The organism is Streptomyces coeruleorubidus (genome assembly GCF_028885415.1).
In the GTDB taxonomy this organism is placed as follows: Bacteria; Actinomycetota; Actinomycetes; order Streptomycetales; family Streptomycetaceae; genus Streptomyces; species Streptomyces coeruleorubidus_A.
Map to the genome: position 1 here is coordinate 3,513,192 of NZ_CP118527.1, position 23,164 is coordinate 3,536,355.

A 23,164-nucleotide genomic window follows, 5' to 3' on the forward strand; every position below is an offset into this window, starting at 1 on the left:
CCACCGGTGAGCCACGCATGCGCACTGCCCGCCGCGCGCGGGCTGACACCCGTCCTGCCGGTGGTCGCGATGATCGCCCTGCTGGCGCTGCCCGTCGCGCCGGGCGGGGAGGGCGGTGCGACCCCCGCCGACGCCGCCTCCGGTGCCGTCGTACTGTGCTGCGCCGTACGCCTGCTGTACCACCGGCGACGCCCCCTGTCGCCCACCGCCGCCGTGGTCCTGGGCCTGCCCGTGGTGGGGATCGCGGTCGCGGCGGCGGGAGCCGAGGTGCCGGGCACGGCGGTCGCGGGCTTCTCGCGTTATCTGCAGATCTTCGTCCTCGTCCCGGCCGCCGTCCTGCTGCTCGTCCGCGACCGGCGCGACGTCCGGCTGCTGGCCTGGTCGGTGGTGGCGCTCGCGGTGTGGCAGGGAGCCGTCGGGGTGCACCAGTACGCGACCGGGACCGGCGCCTCGTACATGGGCCGGGAGATCCGCGCCGTCGGCACCTTCGGCCCCGGCGACATCATGGGGATGGCGACCGTGGTCGCCTTCGGGCTGGTGTGCGCGGTGGGGCTGGCACTGGGCTCCGCACCGGTACGCAGGGGGCACCTCCCTGCTCCAGCGGAGCCGAGCGCTTGGGGGCAGGTGTGTGCGCTGGTGTGCGCGCTGCTGCTGGTGGTGCCGCTGGCGGTGTCCTTCAGCCGGGGCGCGTGGATCGCTACGGCCCTCGCCTGTACGGCGCAACTGCTGCTGGCGGGGCTGCGACGTGCGGTCAGGGTGGGCGCGGTCGTGGCCGCCGTCGCCGTGCTCCTCGTCGGCGGGTTCGGTGTCGGCTCGGAGCTGCTCAACGAGAGGCTCAGCAGCATCGGGCAGGTCGCCGACGCTCCCGACCAGTCGGTCTCCGACCGGTACGCCCTGTGGGCGGCAGCCGCCGGCATGTGGCGTGAGCGGCCGCTGACGGGCATCGGCCTCAAGGGCTTCCCCGAGCACCGCGACGGGCACGCCTCGTTGGCGCTGTCGTCGGGCAGCGACACGGAGGGCGCGGGCGCGGCGTACCGGAAGCAGCCGCTGCTGTCACCGCACAGCATGTACCTGCTGGTGCTGGGCGAGCAGGGGCTGATCGGGCTGCTGACGCTGGCGGGGAGCTGGCTGGCGCTGCTGGTGCTGGGGCTGCGCAGGCTGGTGCGGGCCCGGCGAGCGGGGGAGCCCGGGCTCGACTGCGCGCTCGTCGCCTGGGGCCTGCTGGTCTGGCACCTGGTCAGCTTCGCGTACGCCGACATCGGCGGCCCCTCGACCGTGCTCACCGCCGTCTGCCTCGGCCTGTCGGCGTGGTGGGCGCTGGCAGGTCCCGACCCGGCCGTCCCCGAGGAGGCCGCGGCACGATGACCGTCACCCCGCCACGGGCCGGGGACGCCACCGTCCCCCTGGCGCGCGCCGGCGTCGAGGGCCCGGAGACCGGGGGCGCCGGGCCCGTCTCGCAGGGTTTCCTCGCCAGGGCCGCCCTCGTCACCGTCGCTCTCTCCCTGGCCGGTGCTCTGCTGGGCCTCGGCCGGGACCAGGTGCTGGCCCACCTCTTCGGAGCGGGGAGCGAGACGGACGCCTTCCTGGTCGCCTGGACCGTGCCGGAGTTCGCGGCGACGCTGCTGATCGAGGACGGTCTGGCCTTCGCGCTCGTGCCGGCGTTCAGCGCTGTCCTGGCCCGCCGCGCCAGGGACGGCACGGGCGACCCGGTGCGCGCCCTGGTCCGCCGCACGCTGCCCCGCCTGGCGCTGGCGTTCTCCGTGGCGTCGGCGCTGGTCGTCTGGGGAGCGCCGTACCTGGTCCAGCTGCTGGCGCCGGGGCTCCCGGACCCCGGGCTCGCTGTGGACTGCACCCGGCTGACCGGCACCTGCGTCCTGACCTTCGGCCTGGCCGGCTACTGCAGCGCGGCCCTGCGCGCGCACCGCCGGTTCGTCGCGCCCGCGGCCATCTACGTGGCCTACAACGCGGCCATCATCACGGCGATGTTCGTCCTCGGCGCGCGCTGGGGCGTACGGGCGGCGGCGGTCGGCGTCGCGGTGGGCGGCGCACTCATGGTCGCCATCCAACTGCCTTCGCTGCTACGGCGATTGCACCGCACTCCAACGGTCCCGGAGACAGCCGCGGCAGCCGGAGAGGCATCCCGGCACACCATGAACCTCACCCTGATCGTCACCGTCCTGCTCTTCGCCCTGTGCCGCCAGTCCCAGGTCCTCGTCGAGCGTTTCCTGGCCTCCTCGCTCCCCGCCGGCGCCATCTCGCATCTGAACTACGCCCAGAAGGTGGCCCAGATGCCGATGGTGCTCGCCCTGATGCTGTGCACGGTCACCTTCCCGGTCGTGTCGCGGGCGCTGGCCCAGGGCGACACGGAGCGGGCCCGCGACCGCGTCGAGCGCGACCTGAGGGCGGTGTCGTGTTTCGTGCTGCTCGGCACCGCGGCCGTCGTCGCCTGTGCCCCGCAGCTCGTCCACGTCCTGTTCCAGCGCGGCGCGTTCACCGCGCAGGACGCCGCGGCCACCGCCGCCGTCATGCGCGTGTACGCGCTCGGGCTGCTCGGCCACGCCCTGGTGGGCGCTCTCGTCCGGTCGTATTTCGCGGCGGGGCGGCCCACCTGGTACCCGGTGGCCGCGATGACCGCCGGGATCGTCGCCACCTCGGGGATCGGCGCGGTGGCGGTCGGCTCGTGGGGCGTCCTGGGGATCACCGCGGCCAACGCGGCCGGCATCGCCCTCACCGCCCTGATCCTGCTGTACGGCATGGAGACGCACGGCGTGCCGATCCGCGTCCGGCCGCTGCTGGCCGCGATGGGCAGGCCGCTGCGCGCGGCGGTGGTCGCCTGTGGCGTGGGCGGGTTCTGCGCGAGCCTCGTCGACTCCCCCGCCCTCGGGTTCGCCGCCGGCGGCACGGCCGTGACCGTCGTCTTCTTCCTGCTCGCCCGGATGCCGGGCGAGCAGCGCCTCGCATCCGCAGTCCGCACCGTCACCCGGAGGCTTCCGCATGCTCGTTTCCGCTGACCGCGCCCCTTCCGCCGCCCCCGGTCCCGACAGGCCCCGGCGCAGACCGGGCCCGCCCGCCTGGGTGGCGATGTACCACTCCGTCGGCGACTGCTCCGACGACCCGTACCGCGTCACCGTCTCACCCGGCCGCCTGGACCGGCAGCTCGGCTGGCTCCGCCGCCGGGGCCTGCGCGGCGTCGGGGTACACGAGCTGCTCGCCGCGCGCGCCCGGGGACAGGGACAGGACCTGGTGGGGCTGACCTTCGACGACGGGTACGCCGACTTCCTCACGCACGCCCTGCCGCTGCTGCGCCGCCACGCCTGCGGCGCCACCCTGTTCGTGCTGCCGGGCAGGCTGGGCGGCGAGAACGCCTGGGACCCGGACGGTCCGCGCAAGCCCCTGCTGTCGGCGGATGGCATCCGGCACGCCGCCGCCGAGGGCGTCGAGATCGGCTCCCACGGCCTCACGCACGTGGACCTGACCCGGGCCGACGACGCCCAGCTGCGCGCCGAGGTGAGGGACAGCAGAGCAGCGCTCGGCGAGATGACCGGTGCTCACATCCACGGCTTCTGCTACCCGTACGGACGACTGGACCGCCGCGCCGTCGACGCCGTACGGGACGCGGGCTACAGCTACGCCTGCGCCACCGGCCCCGGTGACCTGTCCGGCCTTCTCGCCATCCCCCGCGTGCACATCGGCGAACGGGACACGGCCTGGCGGCTGCGCCTCAAGCACCTGCTGCGCCGCCACCCCGTCGAGGGAGTGTGAGCCTCAGCCATGCCCGGGCTGAAGGCCCTGCACATCATCACCGGCCTCGGCGTCGGCGGTGCCGAACAGCAACTCCGGCTGCTGCTGCGCCACCTGCCCGCCGACTGCGACGTCGTGACCCTCACCAACCCCGGCCCGGTCGCCGAGGGCCTGACGGCGGACGGTGTCCGCGTCATCCACCTCGGCATGTCCGGCAACCGTGACCTGTCCGCCCTGCCCCGTCTGGTCCGCCTGATCCGGTCCGGCCGCTACGACCTCGTACACACCCACCTCTACCGGGCCTGCGTCTACGGCAGGATCGCCGCGCGCCTGGCGGGCGTCCGGGCCGTGGTGGCCACCGAACACTCCCTCGGCGGCACACAACTGGAGGGCCGCGCCCTGACCGCCGGCGTGCGCGCGCTGTACCTGGCCAGCGAGCGGCTGGGCCACGCCACGGTCGCGGTCTCGCCCACCGTGGCCGACCGGCTCCGGCGCTGGGGTGTGCCCGAGCCGCGCATCGAGGTGGTGCCCAACGGCATCGATGTGGCCCGCTTCCGCTTCGACCCGGTCAGCCGCGAGCACACCCGCCACCGTCTCGGACTGCCACGGGACGCGTATGTCGTCGGCGGCATCGGCCGGCTGACCGCGGGCAAGCGGTTCGGCGTCCTGATCGACGCCCTGACCCGGCTCCCCCGCGATTACCGGCTCCTGCTGGTCGGCGGTGGCCCGGAGGAGAACGTACTGCGGCGCACCGCCGCGCGGGCCGGGTTGACCGACCGGGTGCTGTTCACCGGCGAACGGCCGTACGACACCGGCGGTACCCGCGGACTCGATCTGCCGTCGTTGACCTCGGCGATGGACGTGCTCGCCTCACCGAGCCCGGAGGAGTCCTTCGGCCTCGCCGTCGTGGAGGGCCTGGCGGCGGGACTGCCGGTGCTGTACGCCTCCTGTCCGGCCGTCGAGGACCTCCCGCCGCGCCTCGCCGCCGGGGCCCGCCGGGTGCGGGGCGGCGCGGACGCGTTCGCCCGCGCCCTGGCCGAGACCCGCGCCCTGACCGAGGCCGGGCGGTCTCGTCCGCCGAGCCGCCCCGTCTCCGCCGCCGCCCGCCACTACTGCATCACGCGCACCGCCGCACGGCTCATGGACGTGTACGCGGCCGCCGTCTCCCGCTCGTCACCGTCTCCTCTGGAAGTGGCCCTCTCATGACCTCCACCACCGAATCTCCGGCAACCCAGACACCACCGGCACCCCCGGCAACCCCGACAGCCCCGGCTCCCCGACACCCCACGCCAAGGCGTCCGAGAGCGCTGCCGCCGTGGTCCCTGCTCGCGGCCGGCGCCCTCGCCGGCGCCCTGGCCGGCGGCACCTACGGCGCCCTCACGCCGCCCGCGTACTCGGCCACGGCCTACGTCCTCGCCGTACCCACCGCGAAGTCGGACCCGCAGGCGGCGCTCGGCTTCGCCCAGGCGTACGGCCGCGTCGCCACGCAGCTCGCGGTGCTCGCGGACGCCCAGGTGGAGGCGGGCGTGCCGGCGCGGACGCTGCGCGAGAGCGTGCGGTCGGCGACCTCCCCGGACGCGCCGATGGTCGCCGTGACGGCCACCGCCGCACGCCCCGGTCTCGCCGTCGACATGGCCAACGCGGTCACCCGTGCGCTGACCCGGCACGCCCATCACGCCAAGGACGCCACGCACGTCGAACTCCAGCAGTTCTCCCGGGCCGTCAGACCCACCGAACCGTCCTCGGCGCCCCCCGTGCTGACCGGCCTGGTGGGCGCGAGCGCGGGCGGCCTGCTGGGCGGCCTCGCGCTGCTGGTCCGCCCGCGCCGCACCGCCGCCGACGGGCACGGACAGCGGTGAGCGCGGCGCTGCAGGCCTGCGCCGGCACCCTGCGGGCCGAACTGTGCACGGACGAGCGGGAGTTCACCGCACTGGGCCCGGCCTGGGAACGGCTGTACCGCAGGTGCGGTGCGGCGACGCCGTTCCAGAGCCACGCCTGGCTGCACTCGTGGTGGACGTCGTACGGCAGGCCCGGCCGGCTGCGGCTGGTGCTGGTGCGCGAAGGCAACGAACTGCGGGCGGTCGCGCCGCTGATGCTCCTCGGGCCTGCGCTGCCCCGGCTGGTCCCACTGGGCGGGGCGATCTCCGACTTCGGGGACGTACTGCTCGACGACGAACACGCCGACCGGGCGACGGCCCCACTCGCCGAAGCCCTGTCGGCCGCTGCCCGCACCGCGCTGATCGACTTCCGCGAAGTACGGCCGGGCGGCGCGGTCGAGCGCATCTACGACCACTGGCGCGGCCCGCGCCGCCGGGTGCGCGATTCGCTCTGCATGGAGCTGCCCGCGGTACCTCTGGAGGAGCTGACGGCCCAGCTGCCCGTCCCGAAGGCCCGGCGGGCGCGGGCCAAGCTGCGCAAGCTGACCGCGCTGGGCGTGGCGGACCGGACCGTGTCCCCCGACGAGGTGGACGCGGCACTGGGACGGCTCCTCGCGCTGCACCGGTTGCAGTGGCAGGGCCGCCGGGTGACGCCGGAGCACCTACGGGAGCGGTTCGCCGAGCACCTCGTGCGCGCGATCGGTCCGATGGTGCGCTCCGGCGACGCCATGATCACCGAGTTCCTGCTGGACGGCGAGGTGGTGGCCGTCGACCTGACACTGCTGTCTCCGCACTTGGCGGGCTGCTATCTGTCCGGCGTCCATCCCGTGCTGCGCGAGCGGAAGGCGGACATCGCCGTGCTGCTGCTGGAGGCCTGCGCCCGGTACACCGCCAACGGTGAGCGCGGCACACTCAGCCTGCTGCGCGGCAGCGAGCCGTACAAGCGCCAGTGGGCCCCGGAACCCGTCGTCAACCAACGGTTGTTGCTGGCCCGGCGGCGTACCGCCCCGCTGCTGTCGGCGGTCGTCTGCGAGGTCGCCGCACGCAGCCGTGTCAGAAAACTCGTGCGCCGCTGAAAGGAGCAGGGCGGCGGCAGGACCTGAACCTCCCGCCGCCCCTTCGGACCGGCGGGGTCACCAGATGCGCGACCACCAGTCGGAGCGGATGCAGACCCTCCCGCCGAGCCAGGACTCGATCCAGTCACCCAGGCCCAGTGGCGAGCAGTTCGGGGACGGCGGAGGCACCGGTGCGGGCTGTGGTGTCAGCACAGGCGTCGGCAGCGGGAGCGGGAGCGGCAGGGGCCCGGTGGAGCCGGAGAGCACGGACCGGTACACCTCGGCCGCCTGCGGATTCCGCCCGCACTGCCACACGCCGTGCGGGCAGTAGTCGGTGATCGTGTGGTACAGCGGCTTGTGCTCGTCGATCCAGGCGAGCATGCGCCGCATGTACTCCGCGTTGTCGCCGTTGCGGAACAGGCCCCATTCCGGATACGAAATGGGCTTGCCGTGTTCCTTCGCGAAGTCCACGTGGTCCTGCAGCCCGTACGGCTCGGTCACCTGTCCCTCGAAGGACAGCCCCTGCGGCTGGTCGTACGAGTCCATGCCGATGATGTCGACCGTGGCGTCCCCCGGATAGCACTCCGTCCAGGGAATGGCGTCACGCCCGCGACTCGGCGCGAAGTCGAACCGGAACTGCTGCCCCGTCACCGAACGCATGGCGTTGACGATCCTGTTCCAGTACGCCTTCCACGCCTCCGGGTCCGGCCCGCACCGATGCGCGTACGTCGTGCCGTTCATCTCCCACCCGAGCACGAGCACGGTGTCCGGCACCCCCAACGCGACGAGCCGTTCGGCCAGACGGCGGTAGTGTCCGTCGAACTCCCCGGCCGCACCCCGCCGCAACAGCGCACGCACCTCGTCATCGGAAAGGCCCTCCTCATTGCGCTCCATCATGGGCACGTTGAGGACGAACATCCGGTCATCCCTCTCCCGACGCCAGGCCGCCCAGACATCGAGGAAGCGGGGCTCGCCCTCGATGTTGCTCCAGAGGTCGCCCGGCAGATAGGTGTGCCCCACCCGCGGCTGGGCCCCGTTGAGCCACCGGCTGAGCCCGGCCATACGGGCCACACCGAGCGCGTCGTAGTGGAGGTAGGCGCCGAAGGCGGGTTGCGGGGCGAGCGGTACGGGCAGTGCGGGCGGGACGACGGTGGCTGCCGGCACAGGCGTCTGAGCGGCCTTTTGGGCCCCGGCGTCCACGGCGTGTCCCAGTCCCGGGACCAGGGCGGCCGACGCGAGAAAACCGGCCGCGACGAACAGTGGCCATCTTCTGCGCCCCCGTTGCTGAGCGGCCATGGCTGCCCCTTTCTCCGCGCATCGGCAGCAACCGAACCGCACGGACTGCCACCCGTTTATCCGAATCCACTTCGTTGATCAGTCATATGTGTGCCCGTATTGCCGACTGAGCCCTCTGCTTTGACAGCCCCTCACCACCCGCACGAGTGAGCCGTGTCCGAGTAAAGCGAAGTGAATTCGCCGTGCCCCAATCCCTTTCCCCATAGAAGGGCCAACGGCCGTATGGTTCCTGCCGCGGGCCGGAATCGCGACACGCGACCGGACCATGGATGGGTCGTCCTAGGGACCTGGGAAGCACTCGGGTGCCGGGCACGGCACGTCCGGCACCCTGAGCAGAGCACTACCGACGGGACGCGACCCGGCCTCGTCGGTACAGGATCACGCCGCTCGTCACCAGCAGCGCCGCGGCCCCCGATGCCGCGATGGCCTGCTTGTCGACGCCGGTGTCGGGGAGGTGGGGCGGCTCCGCCGGTGGCGAGACGGGCGGCTTCGCCGGGGGCTCGGAGTGCCGAGGCGGCTCCTTGGCCGGCGGAGTGGTGGCGGGAGGCGACGGTGTGGGTGGCTTCGTCGCCGGCGGCCTGTGGGTGGGCGGCGGAGACGTGGGCGGCTTCGTTGACGGTGTGTCGCCGTAGCCGGTGTCGTCACCGTAGCCATCGTCATGACCGGCGTCGGCGTCCCCACCATAACCATCGTCATGACCCGAGCCGGCGTCCCCACCATAACCATCGTCATGACCGGCGTCGGCGTCCCCACCATAACCATCGTCATGACCCGAGCCGGCGTCCCCACCATAACCATCGTCATGACCCGAGCCGGCGTCCTCGCCATGGCCGCCGTCATGACCGTAGCCCGCGTCCTCATCACTGCCGGCACCCTCGCCACTGCCGTCATCCTCGCCGTAGCCACCGTCCTGACCGGAGCTGGTGACCTCACCGGAGCCGACCGGCTCGCCACTGCCAGTGGACTCACCACTGCCGGCAACCTCACCACTGCCGACCGCCTCACCGGAGCCCATCGGCTCGCCACTGCCAGTGGACTCACCACTGCCGGCGACCTCACCACTGCCAGCGGCCTGACCGCTGCCAGCATCTTCACCATAGCCACCGTCGGCCTCGGCCCCGACCTCGTCGCCGTACCCGCTTTCACTGCTGGGGGCACTGCTGGGGGCACTGCTGGGGGCACTGCTGGGGGCACTGCTGGGGGCACTCTCGCCGTACCCACTGTCACTGAGGGAACCGGGCACATCGACATCGACGCGATCGGTGTCGTTACCAAGGCCGATGGGCCCGCGGTCATCGCTCTGGGCAGCGACGTGCGGGGTGCCTGACGATCCGCGCGGGTTCGGGCCGCTGGTGAAGGAGCTCCCGACGGGCGGGTCGGTCGCGGCACTCATGTCGTTGGACTTGTCAGCGGCGCTGACGGACACCTCGGCATGCGTGTCCGCGAACGCCGTGATGCCGTACAAAGGCAGGATGCTCGTCGCGGCGGCAGCCACGACCATTCCCCTGCTCAGGTTCTTTCTCAATCTAGTCGTCTTCCTGTTCGAAGAAATGAGGAAACCACAAGCCGGAATCGCGCGGGATGCAGATCGCACCGCATCGCGTCAGCGATTCCTCCTCTTCTTACGGCTGCGACCTGGGACGGCTTCCCGCCTCCCGTAGTTCCGCCTCCGCTGGATCTTCTGGCTGGTCCAGTGATGAGAACCGGTGAAGTGCCAGTACCGACAGTCCGAGCATCGGTAGATGCGGTCAGGGATTTTCTCCAACAACGGCTGCTTGATCAGCCAGGCCCTCGCCTCAGAATCGGTACGGAACGACGCTTTCCCGGTTTCCGGACAACGCGGCAGGATGATCGTATCAGTCATATTCCCTCCGAGGCGCGATGCGATTCACATTCCTCCGGGTGGAACCGATACTGCATCGGCAGGAAACCCTCCATCAAGCAGGTGACACTCTTCCGGGCGAACAGTCATTGATTTTAATCCGAACGGCCCTGATGCGGCGACTGATATGAATTGCGCTGATCGGGCGATACTCGGGAAGACTTCACCATCTGCGCCGCCCGGCACCCATGCGTTCGAACACGTTGGCCAAGCTCACCGGCCGCGGAAAAGAAAGTGCGGCCATCGGAGTGGATGGCCGCAGTCGGCAGGGCGCCGGTCTCGATCAGCGACTGCCATGATCGCCAGCGATGTGACGTCACGGTTGATCAATAGCTGGTGAAACAGAAAGCGCCTCTCTCTCGGCGGATCAGGATGTCACCTCATCCACCCGTCAGGGAAAGACGCTTTCAGTCGGGCTGCGATCCCAAGGGAATCGACAGGAAAGGACCTGACCGCCGAACTGCAGTCGAACGATCAAAGTCCGAGCCCAGGAGAACTCAGGTCGTTCAGAGCCCGAGGAGCGGTGCGGGGAGCGTGATCGTGGCCGTGGCCGTGGCCGTGTTGGTGTTGGTGTTGGTGTTGCTGTTGGTGTTCTCGTTGACGATGACGATGTCGTCGACGCTGTCGTCCTTCTTGTCCCCGTCCCAGCAGGAGGCGCTGGCAGCCGAGGCGGAACCCGCGAGGATGGCCACCGCCGCGAGGGTCGACGCGGCGCCCCGCTTCATGGTCTTGCGCATTTGATATCTCCATTCTGTTTCTTCCCCACTGGAAGAACGGAACAGATATTGCCGCGACACCGAAGGCCGCACAACCTGAGATGCCCAAGAGCCCGGAAGTTCATCCATATGGCCCTGCACTACATGTGATATTAATTACCGAGTGCGCAGGCCGTACCCGGTCGGCCGCCCTATGGAGGGCCAGCCCACTCTGGACGACGGCGTCAGGCGAAGGTCTGCTGCGGAGCTGCCTGTGTCTGCGCGGCGGGGAAGAGCAGCGCGGAAGCCGGCAGCACGGTGGCCACCGAGCAGAGCATGCGGTGAGGTATCTGCTTTCCGGGATAGCAATAGGGCCGACCACCATAGGCGGTCGGCCCTAAGTTCTGGGAACCGAAATGTTCTTAGATACCCTTCGGGATGATGTGATCACGGGCATGCAGACGCCGCAACACGCGGGCGCTGCCCAGCCATGAATCACCGGCGCTATGGCACGGCACAACCCGACTTCAGAGGGTCAGCCCACCCCGTCACTGCTCCGGCAACCGCCGAACAGCGAAATGCGCGGCTCGATGCCGCGCATTCGCCGTGGTTTGCGGCCGCCCGAGCGAAGCACCTCTCCCCCGGCGGATGAGGATGTCACCCCATCCGCCCGTCAGGGAAACACGCTTTCAGGTCGAGTCACGATCCCCAAGAGAATCGGGTGACCGCCGAACTGGACTCGAACGATCACAAGCCGACTCCGTAGGACTCAACCCAATATCAGAGGCCGAGGCCGAGGACGCCAAGGAGGGTGGGCGCGGCGGCCTGCTGGCCAGCGGCGCCCGCCGGGGCCGGCGCGGGGGCCGGCGCCGGGGCCGGCGCGGGGGCCGGAAGGGTGACCGTGGCGGTGGCGGTGGCGGTGTTCTCGTTGGTGTTGCTGTTCGTGTTGTCGTTGTCGTTGACGATGACAATGCCCGACTCGTCGCTCCCGCGCACGTCCTCGACGGCGCTGGCAGCCGAGGCGGAACCCGCGAGGAGGGCCACCGCCGCGAGGGTCGACGCAGCACCCCGCTTCATGGTCTTGCGCATTTGATATCTCCGTTCTGTCTCTTCCCGGTTGGAAGAACGAAACCGATATTGCCTCAATGCGGAAGCAGGCACCACTTGGAATGCTTGCGGCTCCGGAACTTCATCCACATGGCCCCCTGGGGCAGGTAATACGAAGTGCAGAATCCCCAGGTCACGCCTCATCCATGACCCAATGGAGTAATGACACACCGGCTACGCAGCAGAGTTGAATCACCGTTTCCTTTCGAACCACCGACCGAATGTGGGCTCTTGGGGGGCATGCGGTCGTGGTCCCGGCATCGGAGCGCGCGCCTCGAGCTGCGACCGAATCGCCGCCGGCGAGGGCAGGGATCTGTGGTACTCCGGCCAGGCCAAACACCTCGCCGGCAAGGCCAGTTGGAAGCTCCGAAGCTGTCGTGTCGTGTCAAGCCGCTGAGGAAGCTCCTGCACGTCAGGCTGGGTTCCTTCGTTCGGGATTCTGAAGGTCTGGCGGCAGATGTTGCGCTCGATGCATCGCTGCGCGTCGCGGGGCTGTTGCCCTCGCCGATACGGCGGGCAATGTACGTCTTCGTGGCAGGATCGAGACGCATCCTGTTCAGGGTGATCGTGCACATCCCTCGGTTCAGCCGGCGGTCGCCGCCCCCGGTTCAGTCGGTGCCAGGTGGTCAGGCCCGAGGAGGCAGGGATCAGCGCGACGCCTGCGAGGGAGGCGAAGGCGGCCTCGGAACGGAGCCGGCTCGAAAGCGACCAACTGAAGGATCTGCGCTGCGGCGTTCGGCCCGAGGCCGAGCAAGTCCAAGAGATCGGCGGTTAGTTGTGGACGAGCTGGAGGAGTTCGGTTTCCAACTCGTCGGCCTGGGCCTGGAGGTGCCGGACACGCTCGGCAGTAGAACGCAGAGCGCGGACAGTCATGCCGTGCTCGCGGGACGGCGCGGGGCGATGGCGGAGGCTGGCACAGCACGTGACGTGCTGTGGTCGGCCGAGGCGACGCAGTTCGGCACGGAAGTCATCCCGGCGCGGATCAGCACGGGCAGCGCCTTCGCGGTCCCCGCAGCTTCAGGGCTGGATGACCTGCTCGGTAGCCAGGGCCTCACTCGCCGCGCGGATGGGCTTGAGCATGTCCGTCTTACGGCCTCCATGGACCGGCAGGCACTTGGGGCGGCAGACCTCGACGACCCGTTCACCAGCGTCCTCAAGGAAGGCGGCGAGCACGGCGCTGTAGCTGCCGATTCCTCCTAGTGCCCAGCAGCGCCGACCGGACACGTGCTGTCGGGCGAACTCCAGCAGGCGCTGGCAGCCGCCAGTGCGAGGGGGTGCGTCGGTGGTCCCCAGACGGCCTCGACGGGTCTGGCGGCGGCTGCGGCGAGTGTGTCGCGGTCGGTGTCAACCCCGATGGCGCGGTGACGTGTTCTGCGGGCATGGTCAAGCGGTCGTTCTCCTCCGGGCGGACGGGCCATGGTCGGCGTCGGCCTGGGTGCAGTCACCGCATGGCGGAACTGTGATGAGTCACACCGTGAGGCGGACAAGCTGCTGATCAAGCCAACGGGCGGCCCAGGCCAGCGCTCTTAAGGGTGCGGGTTACGTGGGGTCGTGACGCCTCTTGTGGGCTGCGCTGTGCGGCGGGATGAGGTATCCCGATGGTCGTGGCCCGGGGGTTCAGGATGACGCCTATGCCGGCGAACCGCCGGCGGCGGGCGTTGGCTGCGGGCGGTCGGCTCTGGCCCGCCACGGGCCCGGCGGTGCCCGCTGCGAGCTCGGCGCAACTACGCGTGCTGGAGGCCAAGACCGCCGCCCGGATGGACGAGCAGTGGCCCGTCATAAGAAGACGGCGGCGGACCTGGCGCCTGGCTCTGCTCGAATTGCGGGGCCGCGTCGGACGAGTAGCGCGTCGCGATGCTGGTCGACCGGGCCCGCAGCAAGGGCCTGCAGCTGACCAAGCGAGTGCTGGAGAGCGAGATCACCGACCATGTCGGCTACGAAAAGCACGATCCGACCGGGAGAACGGACCGCTACACCGCGTCTCTCCCGTTCGCGGACGCGCCATCAACGGAACCTCAACAACCAGATCAGCCGTTGATTTACACACAGATCTACGGCGCTTACGGCTGCCAGTCGGCTGACCCCGGAGAGCTCATCCGTGTTGTCGCACCTACTTCTTCGGACTGACAGGCGTGCTGAATGGACAGGCGCCCGGGGCGACGAGTGGCCGCGCGGCTGCGTGACAGGACGGGCGACGAGCCCCGTCGCTATCAGAATCCAGCGGGTCGCTACACCTCGGCGGACCAGACACAACAGGTTGCTGAGCGAGCCCTGGCCGAGATGATGCCGGGCATCCACCTGCTTGCGGGCTGCATGCGAGGGCTTCGGCCTCAACTGCGGGGTGCTGGTCCGGGGAGCCGGAGACGCTGCGGCTACTGCGGGACGGGCGAGTGCGGGCCGTAGTGCTGGTCTGAAGTGGTCAGCGACTGTAAGCAGGTGCCGGAGCCGGTGATGCGTCCACTTACCGTCATGGGCACGGGCGACTTCGTCGCTAGTGGCCTTGTGGCACGCGGAGTTCGTTTCCGCTTCCAGGTCCATACCGATGCCGGGGCATGCCCTGCGATGTGCCGGCGGTGGCCGCCGTCCACCCAGACCCTGCGGATCACGGAATGGGCGGCGACCGTATCCACCAGACTGCTGTCGGCGATTGAGTGCCGTCAGCAGTTGCCGATCTGGGTGCTCGCACCGTCGGTCTCCAGCGTGGCGCAGACCTCCGGGGTTCCGGGCAAGGCGACGGTGAAGGTCTCTTCGGCACCGGCCTCAACGGTCTTCTCAACGCTCGCGAGCACGGTGCCGTCGCCATCGGCGATGTGCACACTGACGGTCCGCTCCTGCTCGCAGGTAACGCCGACGCTGACCGCAGTGATCACCTTGCTGCTGACCGTGTTGAGGCTGACGCCGCAGGGAAAGTTCTGCTGGGGAGCGGCCTGCGCGGGCGCAGCGGCGACGAGCGGTGCCGAAGCCAGCAGCACGGTGGCCGCCGAACGGAGCATGCGATGAGGCATTGGTTTCTCCTGGGTGTCAATCGGGCCGACCGCCCTTAGGTGATCGGCCTCTCAACCGCGGCGCCCAAATTTCCCTTAAGCGCCATTCGGGGTAGATGTGACCACGGTTCGTACGACCCCCGCAACACGGCGTGCTTCCATCTGATGACCCGGATCCGCCACTCGGGTGGACCGATGTTCGCCCCCCCCGTGCCTGCCTGTGCGAGAGCGCCCACTTCCGTACACTGCGTCGATTTCTGCCACTTGAGGGTCGCCATGGCCCGCTCACCGACGCACCGGATCTTGGCATGGGTGCTGTTGTGCCACTGCCGCCACCACTCGAGGCGGCGGTCCCGGAAGGGAACACGGGCAGGACACGGCCTGGGCCCTGATACGCGTCGTCTGCATACGCCGTCAGCCTTGGTGTTCCCATCACCTCGTCCAGCGTCGGTACGAGCGCGGCCATGACCGCTACGGCCTCGCGTATGCAGCGGGACGCTGTCGCGGTCCCGATGCCAAACCGGCAGCAAGTAAGTGTCGCCGCACCGCGGATGCGCCAGGGCGACGGTCCGCACTCAGCGCAGCCACCGCGTGCCGATCTCCCGTTCGGGCATCCGGTCCAACCCGCGGTCACAACTGCCAGACCTGAAAAGGCTCAGTGGTTCGCCCAGGTGGAGCGCCGCGCAGAGCACCAAAGAGGCCATCGGCGCCCGTTCCAGCGGTTCGTCACCCAACGGCTGCGACCTCCTGCCAGGCGCGGGGTCGGTCAGTTCCTGAAGGGTTTCGGGCGGGGGGTTGGTAGAAGGCTGATTGGCTTCGCGCGCTCAGTCGGTCAGTCACGGACCAGCCCCTGAGATACTCCGGCACAGAATTCACCCATACGTGGTCACTAATGACCAGTCAGGGTGAAAAGTACTGATGGTGTATTTCCGTGATGAATCGTCTGGTCATCCTATGATCACCAGCTTCAGCAAACAGCGTCACGGTCCCCCGAGGAAGGCTCTTCAGGATGCGAGAAATGTTCACCGCCCGGCGGCGGATCGCCGCGGCGATCGCCGCGGCGGCCGCGGCCGCCGCCATCGGGTGCGGTACCGCCCTGCCCGCCAATGCCAACCCGACCGCCGGAAGGATTCTGGACGAGGGTTCCGCCGACTCAATCGACGACAGCTACATCGTCGTACTGAAGGACTCCGCCGGATTCAGGGCGAAATCGGCGGAAGGCGAACTTTTCGCAGCCAACTACGGCGCCACAGTGGAGCGGACCTACGACGCCGCGCTCAATGGCTACGCCATCCGTATCGGCGCCTCCGGAGCGAGAAGTCTGGCGGAGGACCCGGCCGTCGCGTTCGTCGAGCAGGACAAGAGGGTCCGCCTCGACGCAACCCAGATCAATCCGCCGTGGGGCCTGGATCGGATCGACCAGGCCCGCCTTCCGCGCAACCTGACGTATACCTATCCGGATACGGCAGGCCGTTCCGGGACCGTGTACGTGATCGACACGGGAGTGCGTATCACTCACACGGAGATCGCCGGGCGCGCCAGACACGGCTATGACTTTGTCGACCGTGACTTCACCGCATCCGACGGCAACGGTCACGGAACGCATGTCGCCACCACGGTCGCCGGCAAGACGTACGGCGTGGCCAAACTCACCAGGATCGTGTCGGTTCGGGTACTGAACAACAGCGGGGCCGGCACCCTCTCCAACGTCGTCGCGGGCGTCGACTGGGTCACCTCGCGCCGCGTCGGGCCCGCGGTCGCCAACATGTCGCTGGGCGCCAGCGCCAGCACGGCGCTGGACACCGCGGTGAGGAACTCCATCGCCTCCGGTGTCACCTATGCGGTGGCCGCCGGCAACTCCAACAGGAATGCCGCCTACTTCTCACCCGCCCGGGTGGGTCCTGCCCTCACCGTGGGAGCCAGCACCGGGATCGACTACAGATCCAGTTTCTCCAACTACGGTTTCATGCTCGACATGTTCGCCCCCGGCTCGTCGATCACCGCCGGCTGGCACACCAGCGACACGGCGCGGGCCACGCTCTCCGGTACCTCGATGGCGGCCCCCCATGTCGCGGGAGCCGCGGCCGTCTACCTCACCTCGCACCCCACCGCCAGTCCGGCGACCGTACGCAGCGCTCTCGTCAACGGGGCCACGACCGGAGTCCTGAGGAACGTCGGAACCGGTTCACCCAACAGGCTCCTCAGACTCGTACCCTAGGTGATCGATTCGAAGGGGCCTGCGGTCGAAGGCGGTCAGTGATCGCATTACCGGCTGTCCGCGGACCAGTCGCAGCAGACGGGCAGTTCGGCCAGCCGGTGCTCCACGTCGCGGCCGAAGGAGTTCTTGTCGCCCATCAGCATCTGTCGGGCCGGGCGGCCACCAGTTCCGGTTCGGCGGCGAGCGAGGCAGCTCCTCCGCGACAGCACTGACCGGAGGAACACCGACTCCGCGATCTTCGTTGTCCCGCCACCTGGCACCGGCCTGCCCGCCGGCGTCATACAGGCTGGCCGACACCGTGACCACGGGTTCCCGTGGTCAGGGCTCCGCACGTCGGGCACCGCCGCCGCGCGGTGGCCTGCGCAGCGAGGGCGCCAAGGGCATACTCAAGAGCCCGTTCCACGGCGGCGGAGCGGAACAGTGTCCCCGTGCCGTCGGGCGGAACCAGCCAGCGGAGACGCCCTGAGGCCCGGTGCGGCGCAGGTGCCGTGACCCATGCGCCTTTCCCCAGGTACCGGACATCCGTGCCGACCCAGCGGCCTGCGGGATCTGGCGGCAGGAAGAAGCCCACTCTGCGGGCGACTGCGTCCGCCAGTACGGGGCCGGGCGCCTGCGGAATGCACAAGAGGGCTTCCAGGGCCAGTACACCCAATTCCTCCGGCACACTCAGCACATCCCAGAACCGTCCGCAGGCCAGCACCGCGACGCCGCTGTCTCCGTGCCACTGCCGTTCGCAATCGCGCGGATCGGCCGCGGCGGCGGCGAGCCACTCCGTGGCCTGCCTCCTGATGGTTCGCATGAGGTTCCTCCGGATCCATTGGAAACGGCGTTTTCCCCCTTGCCGGCCAGGCTGGTCATGCCCGGCTTGCTCATATTGATGGGTGTCTCTATGTCGCGGAAGGGGTGGCGTACCCTGGCGAATTTCCTCTGAAGAGTCCGATACCGAGCTATGCGTTCCCCTGGGTTCTGCAAATCGTCCAAGAATATGAACGCGATCAATGGGGCGGGCCCAGTTCGCGGTTCACTTCAGCCGGTTCGCTTCAGGCGCCTCGCCGTGTCGATCGCCTTGGCGAGGCGGCGTATCTCCCGGTCCTCCGTGCGGTACGCCAAGTCGTCGGCCTGCTCGGAGAGTTCGTCGAGCCGCTGGGCGCCTGGCAGGGCGGGTCGAACCTGGCCGAGGGCGTCGGCGAAGTAGGCGGCCGTCGCGGTGACCTGGAAGGAGCGGCTCGCGCTCCGGACGGAGTCGTCCAGGGCGTCGGTCTCCAGGTCGCCCGTCTCCTCGTGCGGGTCGCGGGTGTCGGGGTCGAGCCAGCGGACGGTGGCGGTCGCGAGGTGGCCTTCGGTGCCCGGCTTGCTGCGGACGGCGTACAGGGCGGTGACGGTGTGGCCGGGGCCGACCTCGCCGCCGTCGACGCGGTCGTCGCGGAAGTCCTCGTCGGCGACCCGGCGGTTGTCGTAGCCGACCAGGCGGAACTCCTCGACGGTCTCGGGGTCGAAGGCGACCTGGGCCTTGGCGTCGCGGGCGGTGAGGTCGATGTTGCGCGGGAGTTCCTCGCAGAAGACCTTGCGGGCCTCGGCCTCGTCCGACACGTAGACGGTGTGGCCGTCGCCCTTGTCGGCGAGGCGTTCCATCAGGGCGTCGCCGTAGTCGCTGCCGACGCCGACGCCGAAGAGGGTGATGCCGTGCTCGCGGCGTTCGCCGGAGATGCGCTCCAGGATCGTGTCGGCGTCGGTGTCGCCGGTGTTCGCGAGGGCGTCGGAGACGAGGACGACCCGGTTGGTCGCGCCCTCGCGCAGGCCCTCGACGGCCGTCTCGTAGCCGGTCTCGACGCCCGCGCCGAGGTTGGTGGAGTCGCGGGTGTCCAGCTCGGAGATGACGTCGTGGATCTCGTCGCGGTGACCGTCGAGGCGGGTCATGGGCAGGACGGTCTCGGCCTCGTCGCTGAAGGTGACGATCGCGACCGAGTCGTCGTCGCGCAGCCGGTCCGTCATCACCGAGAGGGACTCCTGGGCGAGGTCCAAGCGGCCCGGTTCGGCCATGGAGCCCGAGACGTCGATGACGAAGGTGAGGGCGGCGGGCGGGCGTTCGCCGGTGCGCGGCGTGGTGCGGGTGGCCAAGCCGACGCGGACCAGGGACCAGTCCTCGTCGTCGGTGCGGGCGCCGTCGACGGTGACCGAGAAGCCGTCGCCGTCGGGGCGTTCGTAGTCCTGGCGGAAGCTGTTGACGAACTCCTCGGGGCGGACGGTCGACGGGTCGGGGAGCCGGCCGTCGGCCAGGGCGCGGCGGGCGTAGTCGTAGGAGGCGGTGTCGACGTCGAGGGCGAAGGTGGAGAGGTGGTCGGGATCTTCTCGGCGGTCGTCCTGCTCGCTGGTGGCGTCTCCGTGGGCGGGCGCGGGCAGACCCGACGAGTAGTCGTCGCGGTCGGCGGCGCTGCTGCCCTCGCCGTTGTCGGCGCTCCCGCTGCACGCGGTGAGCAGCAGGCCGCTCGCCGCCGTGAGAGCGAGCAGCAGTTTTCGTGTCCGGTACCGCTCCATCGTGTCCGTACCCCCTGGGTCCGTCGGCGTCGCCTTCTTGCGACTGTGACGGCGCAGGGGGCCGGAACGTGCGGTACGGAGGGTTGCGGAAGCGTCTCGAAGCGGCCACGGAGACGGCCCGTCGAGACCCGTGGGTGATTTTCCCTTGACCTAGGAGACGACATCCTTGCGGGCGAAACCGCGGAAGGCCAGGGCGAACAGCACGAGCGCGTACGTTACGGAAATGGACGTGCCCTGGATCATGTCCGTCCACTGCAACTGCGGCTGGACCGCGTCGAGCCAGGCGTACTGCCAGTGCGCGGGCAGGAAGTGCCGCCAGTCACCGAGGGCCGTCACCTCGTCGAGGACGCTGCCGATGATGGTGAGGAACACCGCGCCGCCGACCGCGCCGAGCGGTGCGTCCGTCCGGGTGGACAGCCAGAACGCGAGGGCCGCGGTGACCAGTTGGGACACCATGATGTACACGACGACGATCAGCAGGCGCTGAGCCGCGGTGCCGGTGGGCAGGGTGCCGCCGGTCGGCAGCTGGAGCGGACCCCAGCCGTAGGCGGCCGTGCCGACGACGAGGGCGACGATGGGGAGCAGGACCAGCGCGGCCAGGCTCAGGCTGAGTCCGACGGCGAGCTTGGACCACAGCAGCCGGGCCCGGGGCACGGGGGCCGCGAGCAGGTAGCGCAGGGACGACCAGCTGGCCTCCGAGGCGACCGTGTCGCCGCAGAACAGGGCGACGGGGATGACGAGCAGGAAGCCGGCGCCGGAGAAGAGGTTGACGGCGGCGAAGTTGGCTCCGGAGGCCGTCGCCGTGTCCATGAGGTTCACGCGGTTGTTGTTGCCGCCCGGGTCGCCGCCGACCTGGAAGGCGATGAGCAGGATGATCGGCAGGGCGAACAGGACGCCGCCCATGACCATCGTGCGGCGCCGCTTCAGCTGCCGGACCAGCTCGACGCGGAAGGGCAGGGTGCGGCCCGCGCGGTAGCCCTCGGCGACCTCGACGGGCTCGGCCCGGTCGGCGAGCTTGCTCATGCTTCGGCTCCGATCAGGGTGAGGAAGGCGTCCTCCAGGCGGCGGTGCGGGCCGACCGAGCGCACGGGCACGTCCAGCCGTACGAGTTCGGCGACCAGGCGCTGCGGGGTGCCGTCTGCGTCGAGCTGGACCAGGAGGCCCTCGTCGACGGGCACGGCCGAGGCGACGCCCGGCAGGGCGGCGACCTTCTCGACGACGGGTTCCTCCACGGGCGTGGCCGTGCCCACCAGGAGGGTGTCGCCCGAGCCGACGATGTCCTCGACCGGGCCCGCCTGGACGAGCTGCCCGTGGTCCATCACGACCAGGTGCGTGCAGGTCTGCTCGACCTCCGCGAGGAGGTGGCTGGAGACGATGACCGTGCGCCCGGCGGCGGCGTAGCGGATCATTACCTCGCGCATCTCGCGGATCTGGGGCGGGTCGAGGCCGTTGGTCGGTTCGTCGAGGATGAGCAGGTCCGGCAGGCCGAGCATGGCCTGGGCGATGGCCAGGCGCTGGCGCATGCCCTGGGAGTAGGTGCGCACCGCGCGGGCGAGGGCGTCGCCGAGGCCCGCGATCTCCAGGGCCTCCTCCATGTGCGCGTCCTCGGCCGGGCGGCCGGTGGCACGCCAGTACAGCTCCAGGTTCTCGCGGCCGGACAGGTGCGGCAGGAAGCCCGCGCCCTCGACGAAGGCACCGACCCGGGACAGGACCGGGGCGCCCGGGCTGATGGCGTGTCCGAAGACGCGGATCTCACCGCTGTCCGGCTTGATCAGGCCCATCAGCATGCGCAGGGTGGTGGTCTTGCCGGCGCCGTTCGGGCCGAGCAGTCCGAGGACCTGGCCCTTCTCCACGCGGAAGGACAGGTCCTTCACGGCGTACCGGTCGGACGACTTGGCGTACCGCTTGGTCAGGTCCGTGATCTGGAGGGGTACTTCGGCGAGCTCGGGGTCCGGAGGGGCGGGTGCCGCCGTGCGGCGGCGTCCGGTGATGATCAGCGCCAGGGCGATGGCGGCGCCGGCCATCGGCATCCACCACACCCAGGCGGGCAGCGGGCCCTGTGGGTTGCTCTCGCCGAGCGCCGACGGGACCTTGAGGTCGCCCTTGAGGGAGACGGTGTACGTGGCCGGGGTCGTCGGGGAGGCGTAGCCGAGGTCCGTCGAGGCGAGGACCAGGCGCAGCCGGTGGCCGTCGTCGACCTCGTGGTCGATCGCCGGGAGGGTGATGGTGACGTCCTTGCCGGCCTTGGCGCCCTCGACCCTGATGGGCGTGACCAGCTGGGAGGGCAGCACCGGCTGGGTGCGACCCGGGCCGACGTCGTAGACCTTGGCGAAGAGCACGGCGTCGTCGCTGGTGGACTTCACGTGCACGGTGGCCGTCGGGGAGCCGGTGATCTGGACGTCGTCCCGGAACGGGGCCGACTCGAACGCGGCGAACTGGCCGGGGAAGTCGAGGGAGACCCCGACGCCGAGCGAGGACAGCTGGCTGAGGCCGCCCGCGCCGCCGAGGCCGGGCAGGGCGGAGACGCCGGGCGGGCTGGCGCCGGGCGGGTTGTCGAAGCTCTGCTCGCGGCCGGCCAGGCCGATGGCGCGCTGCTTGCTCTCCAGGCCGGGGTAGCGGTCCGAGGTCACGCCGGTCAGCCGGGGCTCGCCGTCGCCGGAGCCGAGGCCCAGGGTGCGGGTGACGCGGAAGGCGGGGCCGGTGTCGACGCCCTTGTCGTCCTTCAGGTAGCGGTCGAACCAGCTCTGCACGCGGCCCTGGACGCGGCCCGTCTCCATGTCGCCGCCGTCGTGGCCTCCGGCGATCCAGTCGACGTCGACGGGGGCGCCGTTGGCACGGATGGCCTTCGCCGCCTGGTCGGCCTGGCCCAGCGGGAAGAGGGAGTCGGACTGGCCCTGCATCAGCAGCGTCGGCACCTTGATGTTCTTGCCGACCGCGGAGGGCGAACGCTCGTCGAGCATCTTGCGTGCCTCGGCGTCCGGCTTGCCCGACTCGGCGACCCGCTCGTACATCCGGCACAGCGCGGGCTCGAACCGCTCGCAGCCGCCGCCGGAGTTGACGAAGATGCCGGCCCACAGCTTCTTGAACACGCCGTTCGGGAACAGCGCGTCGGCGAGGTTCCAGTACGTGATGGCCGGGGCGATGGCGTCCACGCGGGCGTCGTGTCCCGCCGTGAGCAGGGCGATCGCGCCGCCGTAGGAGCCGCCGGCCATGCCCACGCGGGGGTCGCCGGGCTTGTCGAGTTCGACCTGGGGCTGCTTCGCCAGCCAGTCGATGAGCTTCGAGACGTCGGCGACCTCGCCCTTGGGGTCGTTCAGCCCGATCTTCCCGTTCGACTTGCCGAAGCCGCGCGCCGACCAGGTCAGGACCGCGTAGCCGTCTCTGGCGAGATCCTCGGCCTGCTGCCGTACGTCGTTCTTGCTGCCGCCGAAGCCGTGGCCGAGCAGGACGGCGGGGCGGCGGCCGGCGCCGCCGGAGGTGAAGTACGAGGTGTCGATGCGTACCCCGTTCCCCGTCTCCAGGACCCGGTCGGCGCGGTCGACCGGGGGCACCTCGTCGGACGCGACGGCCGTCCACGTCCCCGCTCCCGCGAGCACGACGACGGCGGCCCCGGCGGCCATGAGGCGCCGGGGCCCCCGAAGCAGCCCGCGGAGTCCGGGCAGTCGAAGATCCATGCGTCAACGGTACGGGGTCAACCTGTCGAACAGTTGTCGACCGAAGGGCGAACCCGCACCCCTCCTATGGGAGTACGCGGCCTCCACGGCGTACCACGTC

Annotated in this window: 17 protein-coding genes; 10 read left to right on the forward strand and 7 right to left on the reverse strand. The window is 70.2% G+C overall.

The annotated features are described in order from the left end of the window. Nucleotides 1-6: 6 nt before the first annotated feature. The 6 genes from PV963_RS16275 to PV963_RS16300 are packed head-to-tail and all read left to right on the forward strand — an operon-like array spanning nt 7 to nt 6,694. Nucleotides 7-1,365 carry an O-antigen ligase family protein gene (locus PV963_RS16275; RefSeq protein WP_274816454.1) on the forward strand — a complete coding sequence of 453 codons (1,359 nt, stop codon included), beginning with the start codon at nt 7-9 and terminating at the stop codon, nt 1,363-1,365. After that, nucleotides 1,362-3,011, forward strand: coding sequence for a murein biosynthesis integral membrane protein MurJ (gene murJ, locus PV963_RS16280; RefSeq protein ID WP_274816455.1), 1,650 nt, complete (start codon nt 1,362-1,364; stop codon nt 3,009-3,011). Before PV963_RS16275 ends, murJ begins: the two co-directional genes overlap by 4 nt. Next, nucleotides 2,995-3,762, forward strand: a complete 768-nt coding sequence (locus PV963_RS16285; RefSeq protein WP_274816456.1) for a polysaccharide deacetylase family protein — start codon at nt 2,995-2,997, stop codon at nt 3,760-3,762. The genes murJ and PV963_RS16285 overlap by 17 nt, the downstream gene beginning before the upstream one ends. Nucleotides 3,763-3,780: 18 nt before the next feature. Beyond that, nucleotides 3,781-4,947 (forward strand): glycosyltransferase, encoded by a 1,167-nt coding sequence (locus PV963_RS16290; RefSeq protein ID WP_274822037.1) that lies wholly within the window; start codon nt 3,781-3,783, stop codon nt 4,945-4,947. Then, a complete protein-coding gene (locus PV963_RS16295; RefSeq protein WP_274816457.1) occupies nt 4,944-5,600 on the forward strand; it encodes a lipopolysaccharide biosynthesis protein in 657 nt (218 codons plus the stop codon). Before PV963_RS16290 ends, PV963_RS16295 begins: the two co-directional genes overlap by 4 nt. Further along, nucleotides 5,597-6,694, forward strand: coding sequence for a GNAT family N-acetyltransferase (locus tag PV963_RS16300; protein ID WP_274816458.1), 1,098 nt, complete (start codon nt 5,597-5,599; stop codon nt 6,692-6,694). The genes PV963_RS16295 and PV963_RS16300 overlap by 4 nt, the downstream gene beginning before the upstream one ends. 57 nt (nt 6,695-6,751) lie before the next feature. Here PV963_RS16300 and PV963_RS16305 read toward each other — a convergent pair whose 3' ends face one another. Next, entirely contained in the window at nt 6,752-7,969 is a 1,218-nt protein-coding gene (locus PV963_RS16305) for a glycoside hydrolase family 26 protein (protein WP_274816459.1), read from the reverse strand. A gap of 658 nt (nt 7,970-8,627) precedes the next feature. Here PV963_RS16305 and PV963_RS16310 point away from each other — a divergent pair. Beyond that, the gene (locus PV963_RS16310; protein WP_274816460.1) at nt 8,628-9,296 is read left to right on the forward strand and encodes a hypothetical protein; all 669 of its coding nucleotides are present in this window, start codon (nt 8,628-8,630) and stop codon (nt 9,294-9,296) included. A gap of 1,061 nt (nt 9,297-10,357) precedes the next feature. Here PV963_RS16310 and PV963_RS16315 read toward each other — a convergent pair. Together PV963_RS16315 and PV963_RS16320 are read right to left on the reverse strand one after the other, a co-directional pair. Further along, nucleotides 10,358-10,588 carry a hypothetical protein gene (locus PV963_RS16315; protein ID WP_274816461.1) on the reverse strand — a complete coding sequence of 77 codons (231 nt, stop codon included), beginning with the start codon at nt 10,586-10,588 and terminating at the stop codon, nt 10,358-10,360. Nucleotides 10,589-11,326: 738 nt separating this feature from the next. Then, nucleotides 11,327-11,635 carry a hypothetical protein gene (locus PV963_RS16320; protein WP_274816462.1) on the reverse strand — a complete coding sequence of 103 codons (309 nt, stop codon included), beginning with the start codon at nt 11,633-11,635 and terminating at the stop codon, nt 11,327-11,329. A 795-nt stretch (nt 11,636-12,430) separates the two neighbouring features. On the opposite strand from PV963_RS16320, the gene PV963_RS16325 reads away from it, so the two are divergent. Beyond that, the gene (locus tag PV963_RS16325) at nt 12,431-12,853 is read left to right on the forward strand and encodes a hypothetical protein (protein WP_274816463.1); all 423 of its coding nucleotides are present in this window, start codon (nt 12,431-12,433) and stop codon (nt 12,851-12,853) included. Nucleotides 12,854-13,507: 654 nt separating this feature from the next. Beyond that, on the forward strand, nt 13,508-13,780 hold the full coding sequence (locus PV963_RS16330; RefSeq protein ID WP_274822305.1) for a hypothetical protein: 273 nt from the start codon (nt 13,508-13,510) through the stop codon (nt 13,778-13,780). Between the two features lie 530 nt (nt 13,781-14,310). Here PV963_RS16330 and PV963_RS16335 read toward each other — a convergent pair. Continuing rightward, nucleotides 14,311-14,658, reverse strand: a complete 348-nt coding sequence (locus PV963_RS16335; RefSeq protein ID WP_274816464.1) for a hypothetical protein — start codon at nt 14,656-14,658, stop codon at nt 14,311-14,313. A gap of 997 nt (nt 14,659-15,655) precedes the next feature. Here PV963_RS16335 and PV963_RS16340 point away from each other — a divergent pair. Continuing rightward, the gene (locus tag PV963_RS16340; protein WP_425540908.1) at nt 15,656-16,855 is read left to right on the forward strand and encodes a S8 family peptidase; all 1,200 of its coding nucleotides are present in this window, start codon (nt 15,656-15,658) and stop codon (nt 16,853-16,855) included. A 1,026-nt stretch (nt 16,856-17,881) separates the two neighbouring features. Here PV963_RS16340 and PV963_RS16350 read toward each other — a convergent pair. The 3 genes from PV963_RS16350 to PV963_RS16360 all read right to left on the reverse strand — a co-directional run bounded on the left by PV963_RS16350 (nt 17,882) and on the right by PV963_RS16360 (nt 23,064). Continuing rightward, the gene (locus PV963_RS16350; RefSeq protein ID WP_274816467.1) at nt 17,882-19,390 is read right to left on the reverse strand and encodes a vWA domain-containing protein; all 1,509 of its coding nucleotides are present in this window, start codon (nt 19,388-19,390) and stop codon (nt 17,882-17,884) included. Nucleotides 19,391-19,540: 150 nt separating this feature from the next. Further along, on the reverse strand, nt 19,541-20,413 hold the full coding sequence (locus PV963_RS16355; RefSeq protein ID WP_274816468.1) for an ABC transporter permease: 873 nt from the start codon (nt 20,411-20,413) through the stop codon (nt 19,541-19,543). Further along, on the reverse strand, nt 20,410-23,064 hold the full coding sequence (locus tag PV963_RS16360) for a CocE/NonD family hydrolase (RefSeq protein ID WP_274816469.1): 2,655 nt from the start codon (nt 23,062-23,064) through the stop codon (nt 20,410-20,412). The genes PV963_RS16355 and PV963_RS16360 overlap by 4 nt, the downstream gene beginning before the upstream one ends. Between the last annotated feature and the right edge of the window lie 100 nt (nt 23,065-23,164).

Excerpts from the sequence above, each read along its gene's own strand:
- PV963_RS16335 (WP_274816464.1), bottom strand. The coding sequence starts at position 14,658 with ATGCCTCATCGCATGCTCCGTTCGGCGGCCACCGTGCTGCTGGCTTCG.
- PV963_RS16350 (WP_274816467.1), bottom strand. The coding sequence starts at position 19,390 with ATGGAGCGGTACCGGACACGAAAACTGCTGCTCGCTCTCACGGCGGCG.
- PV963_RS16295 (WP_274816457.1), top strand. The coding sequence starts at position 4,944 with ATGACCTCCACCACCGAATCTCCGGCAACCCAGACACCACCGGCACCC.
- PV963_RS16360 (WP_274816469.1), bottom strand. The coding sequence starts at position 23,064 with ATGGATCTTCGACTGCCCGGACTCCGCGGGCTGCTTCGGGGGCCCCGG.
- PV963_RS16315 (WP_274816461.1), bottom strand. The coding sequence starts at position 10,588 with ATGCGCAAGACCATGAAGCGGGGCGCCGCGTCGACCCTCGCGGCGGTG.
- PV963_RS16310 (WP_274816460.1), top strand. The coding sequence starts at position 8,628 with ATGACCGGCGTCGGCGTCCCCACCATAACCATCGTCATGACCCGAGCC.
- PV963_RS16320 (WP_274816462.1), bottom strand. The coding sequence starts at position 11,635 with ATGCGCAAGACCATGAAGCGGGGTGCTGCGTCGACCCTCGCGGCGGTG.
- PV963_RS16285 (WP_274816456.1), top strand. The coding sequence starts at position 2,995 with ATGCTCGTTTCCGCTGACCGCGCCCCTTCCGCCGCCCCCGGTCCCGAC.
- PV963_RS16340 (WP_425540908.1), top strand. The coding sequence starts at position 15,656 with ATGTTCACCGCCCGGCGGCGGATCGCCGCGGCGATCGCCGCGGCGGCC.
- PV963_RS16330 (WP_274822305.1), top strand. The coding sequence starts at position 13,508 with ATGCTGGTCGACCGGGCCCGCAGCAAGGGCCTGCAGCTGACCAAGCGA.
- murJ (WP_274816455.1), top strand. The coding sequence starts at position 1,362 with ATGACCGTCACCCCGCCACGGGCCGGGGACGCCACCGTCCCCCTGGCG.
- PV963_RS16305 (WP_274816459.1), bottom strand. The coding sequence starts at position 7,969 with ATGGCCGCTCAGCAACGGGGGCGCAGAAGATGGCCACTGTTCGTCGCG.
- PV963_RS16355 (WP_274816468.1), bottom strand. The coding sequence starts at position 20,413 with ATGAGCAAGCTCGCCGACCGGGCCGAGCCCGTCGAGGTCGCCGAGGGC.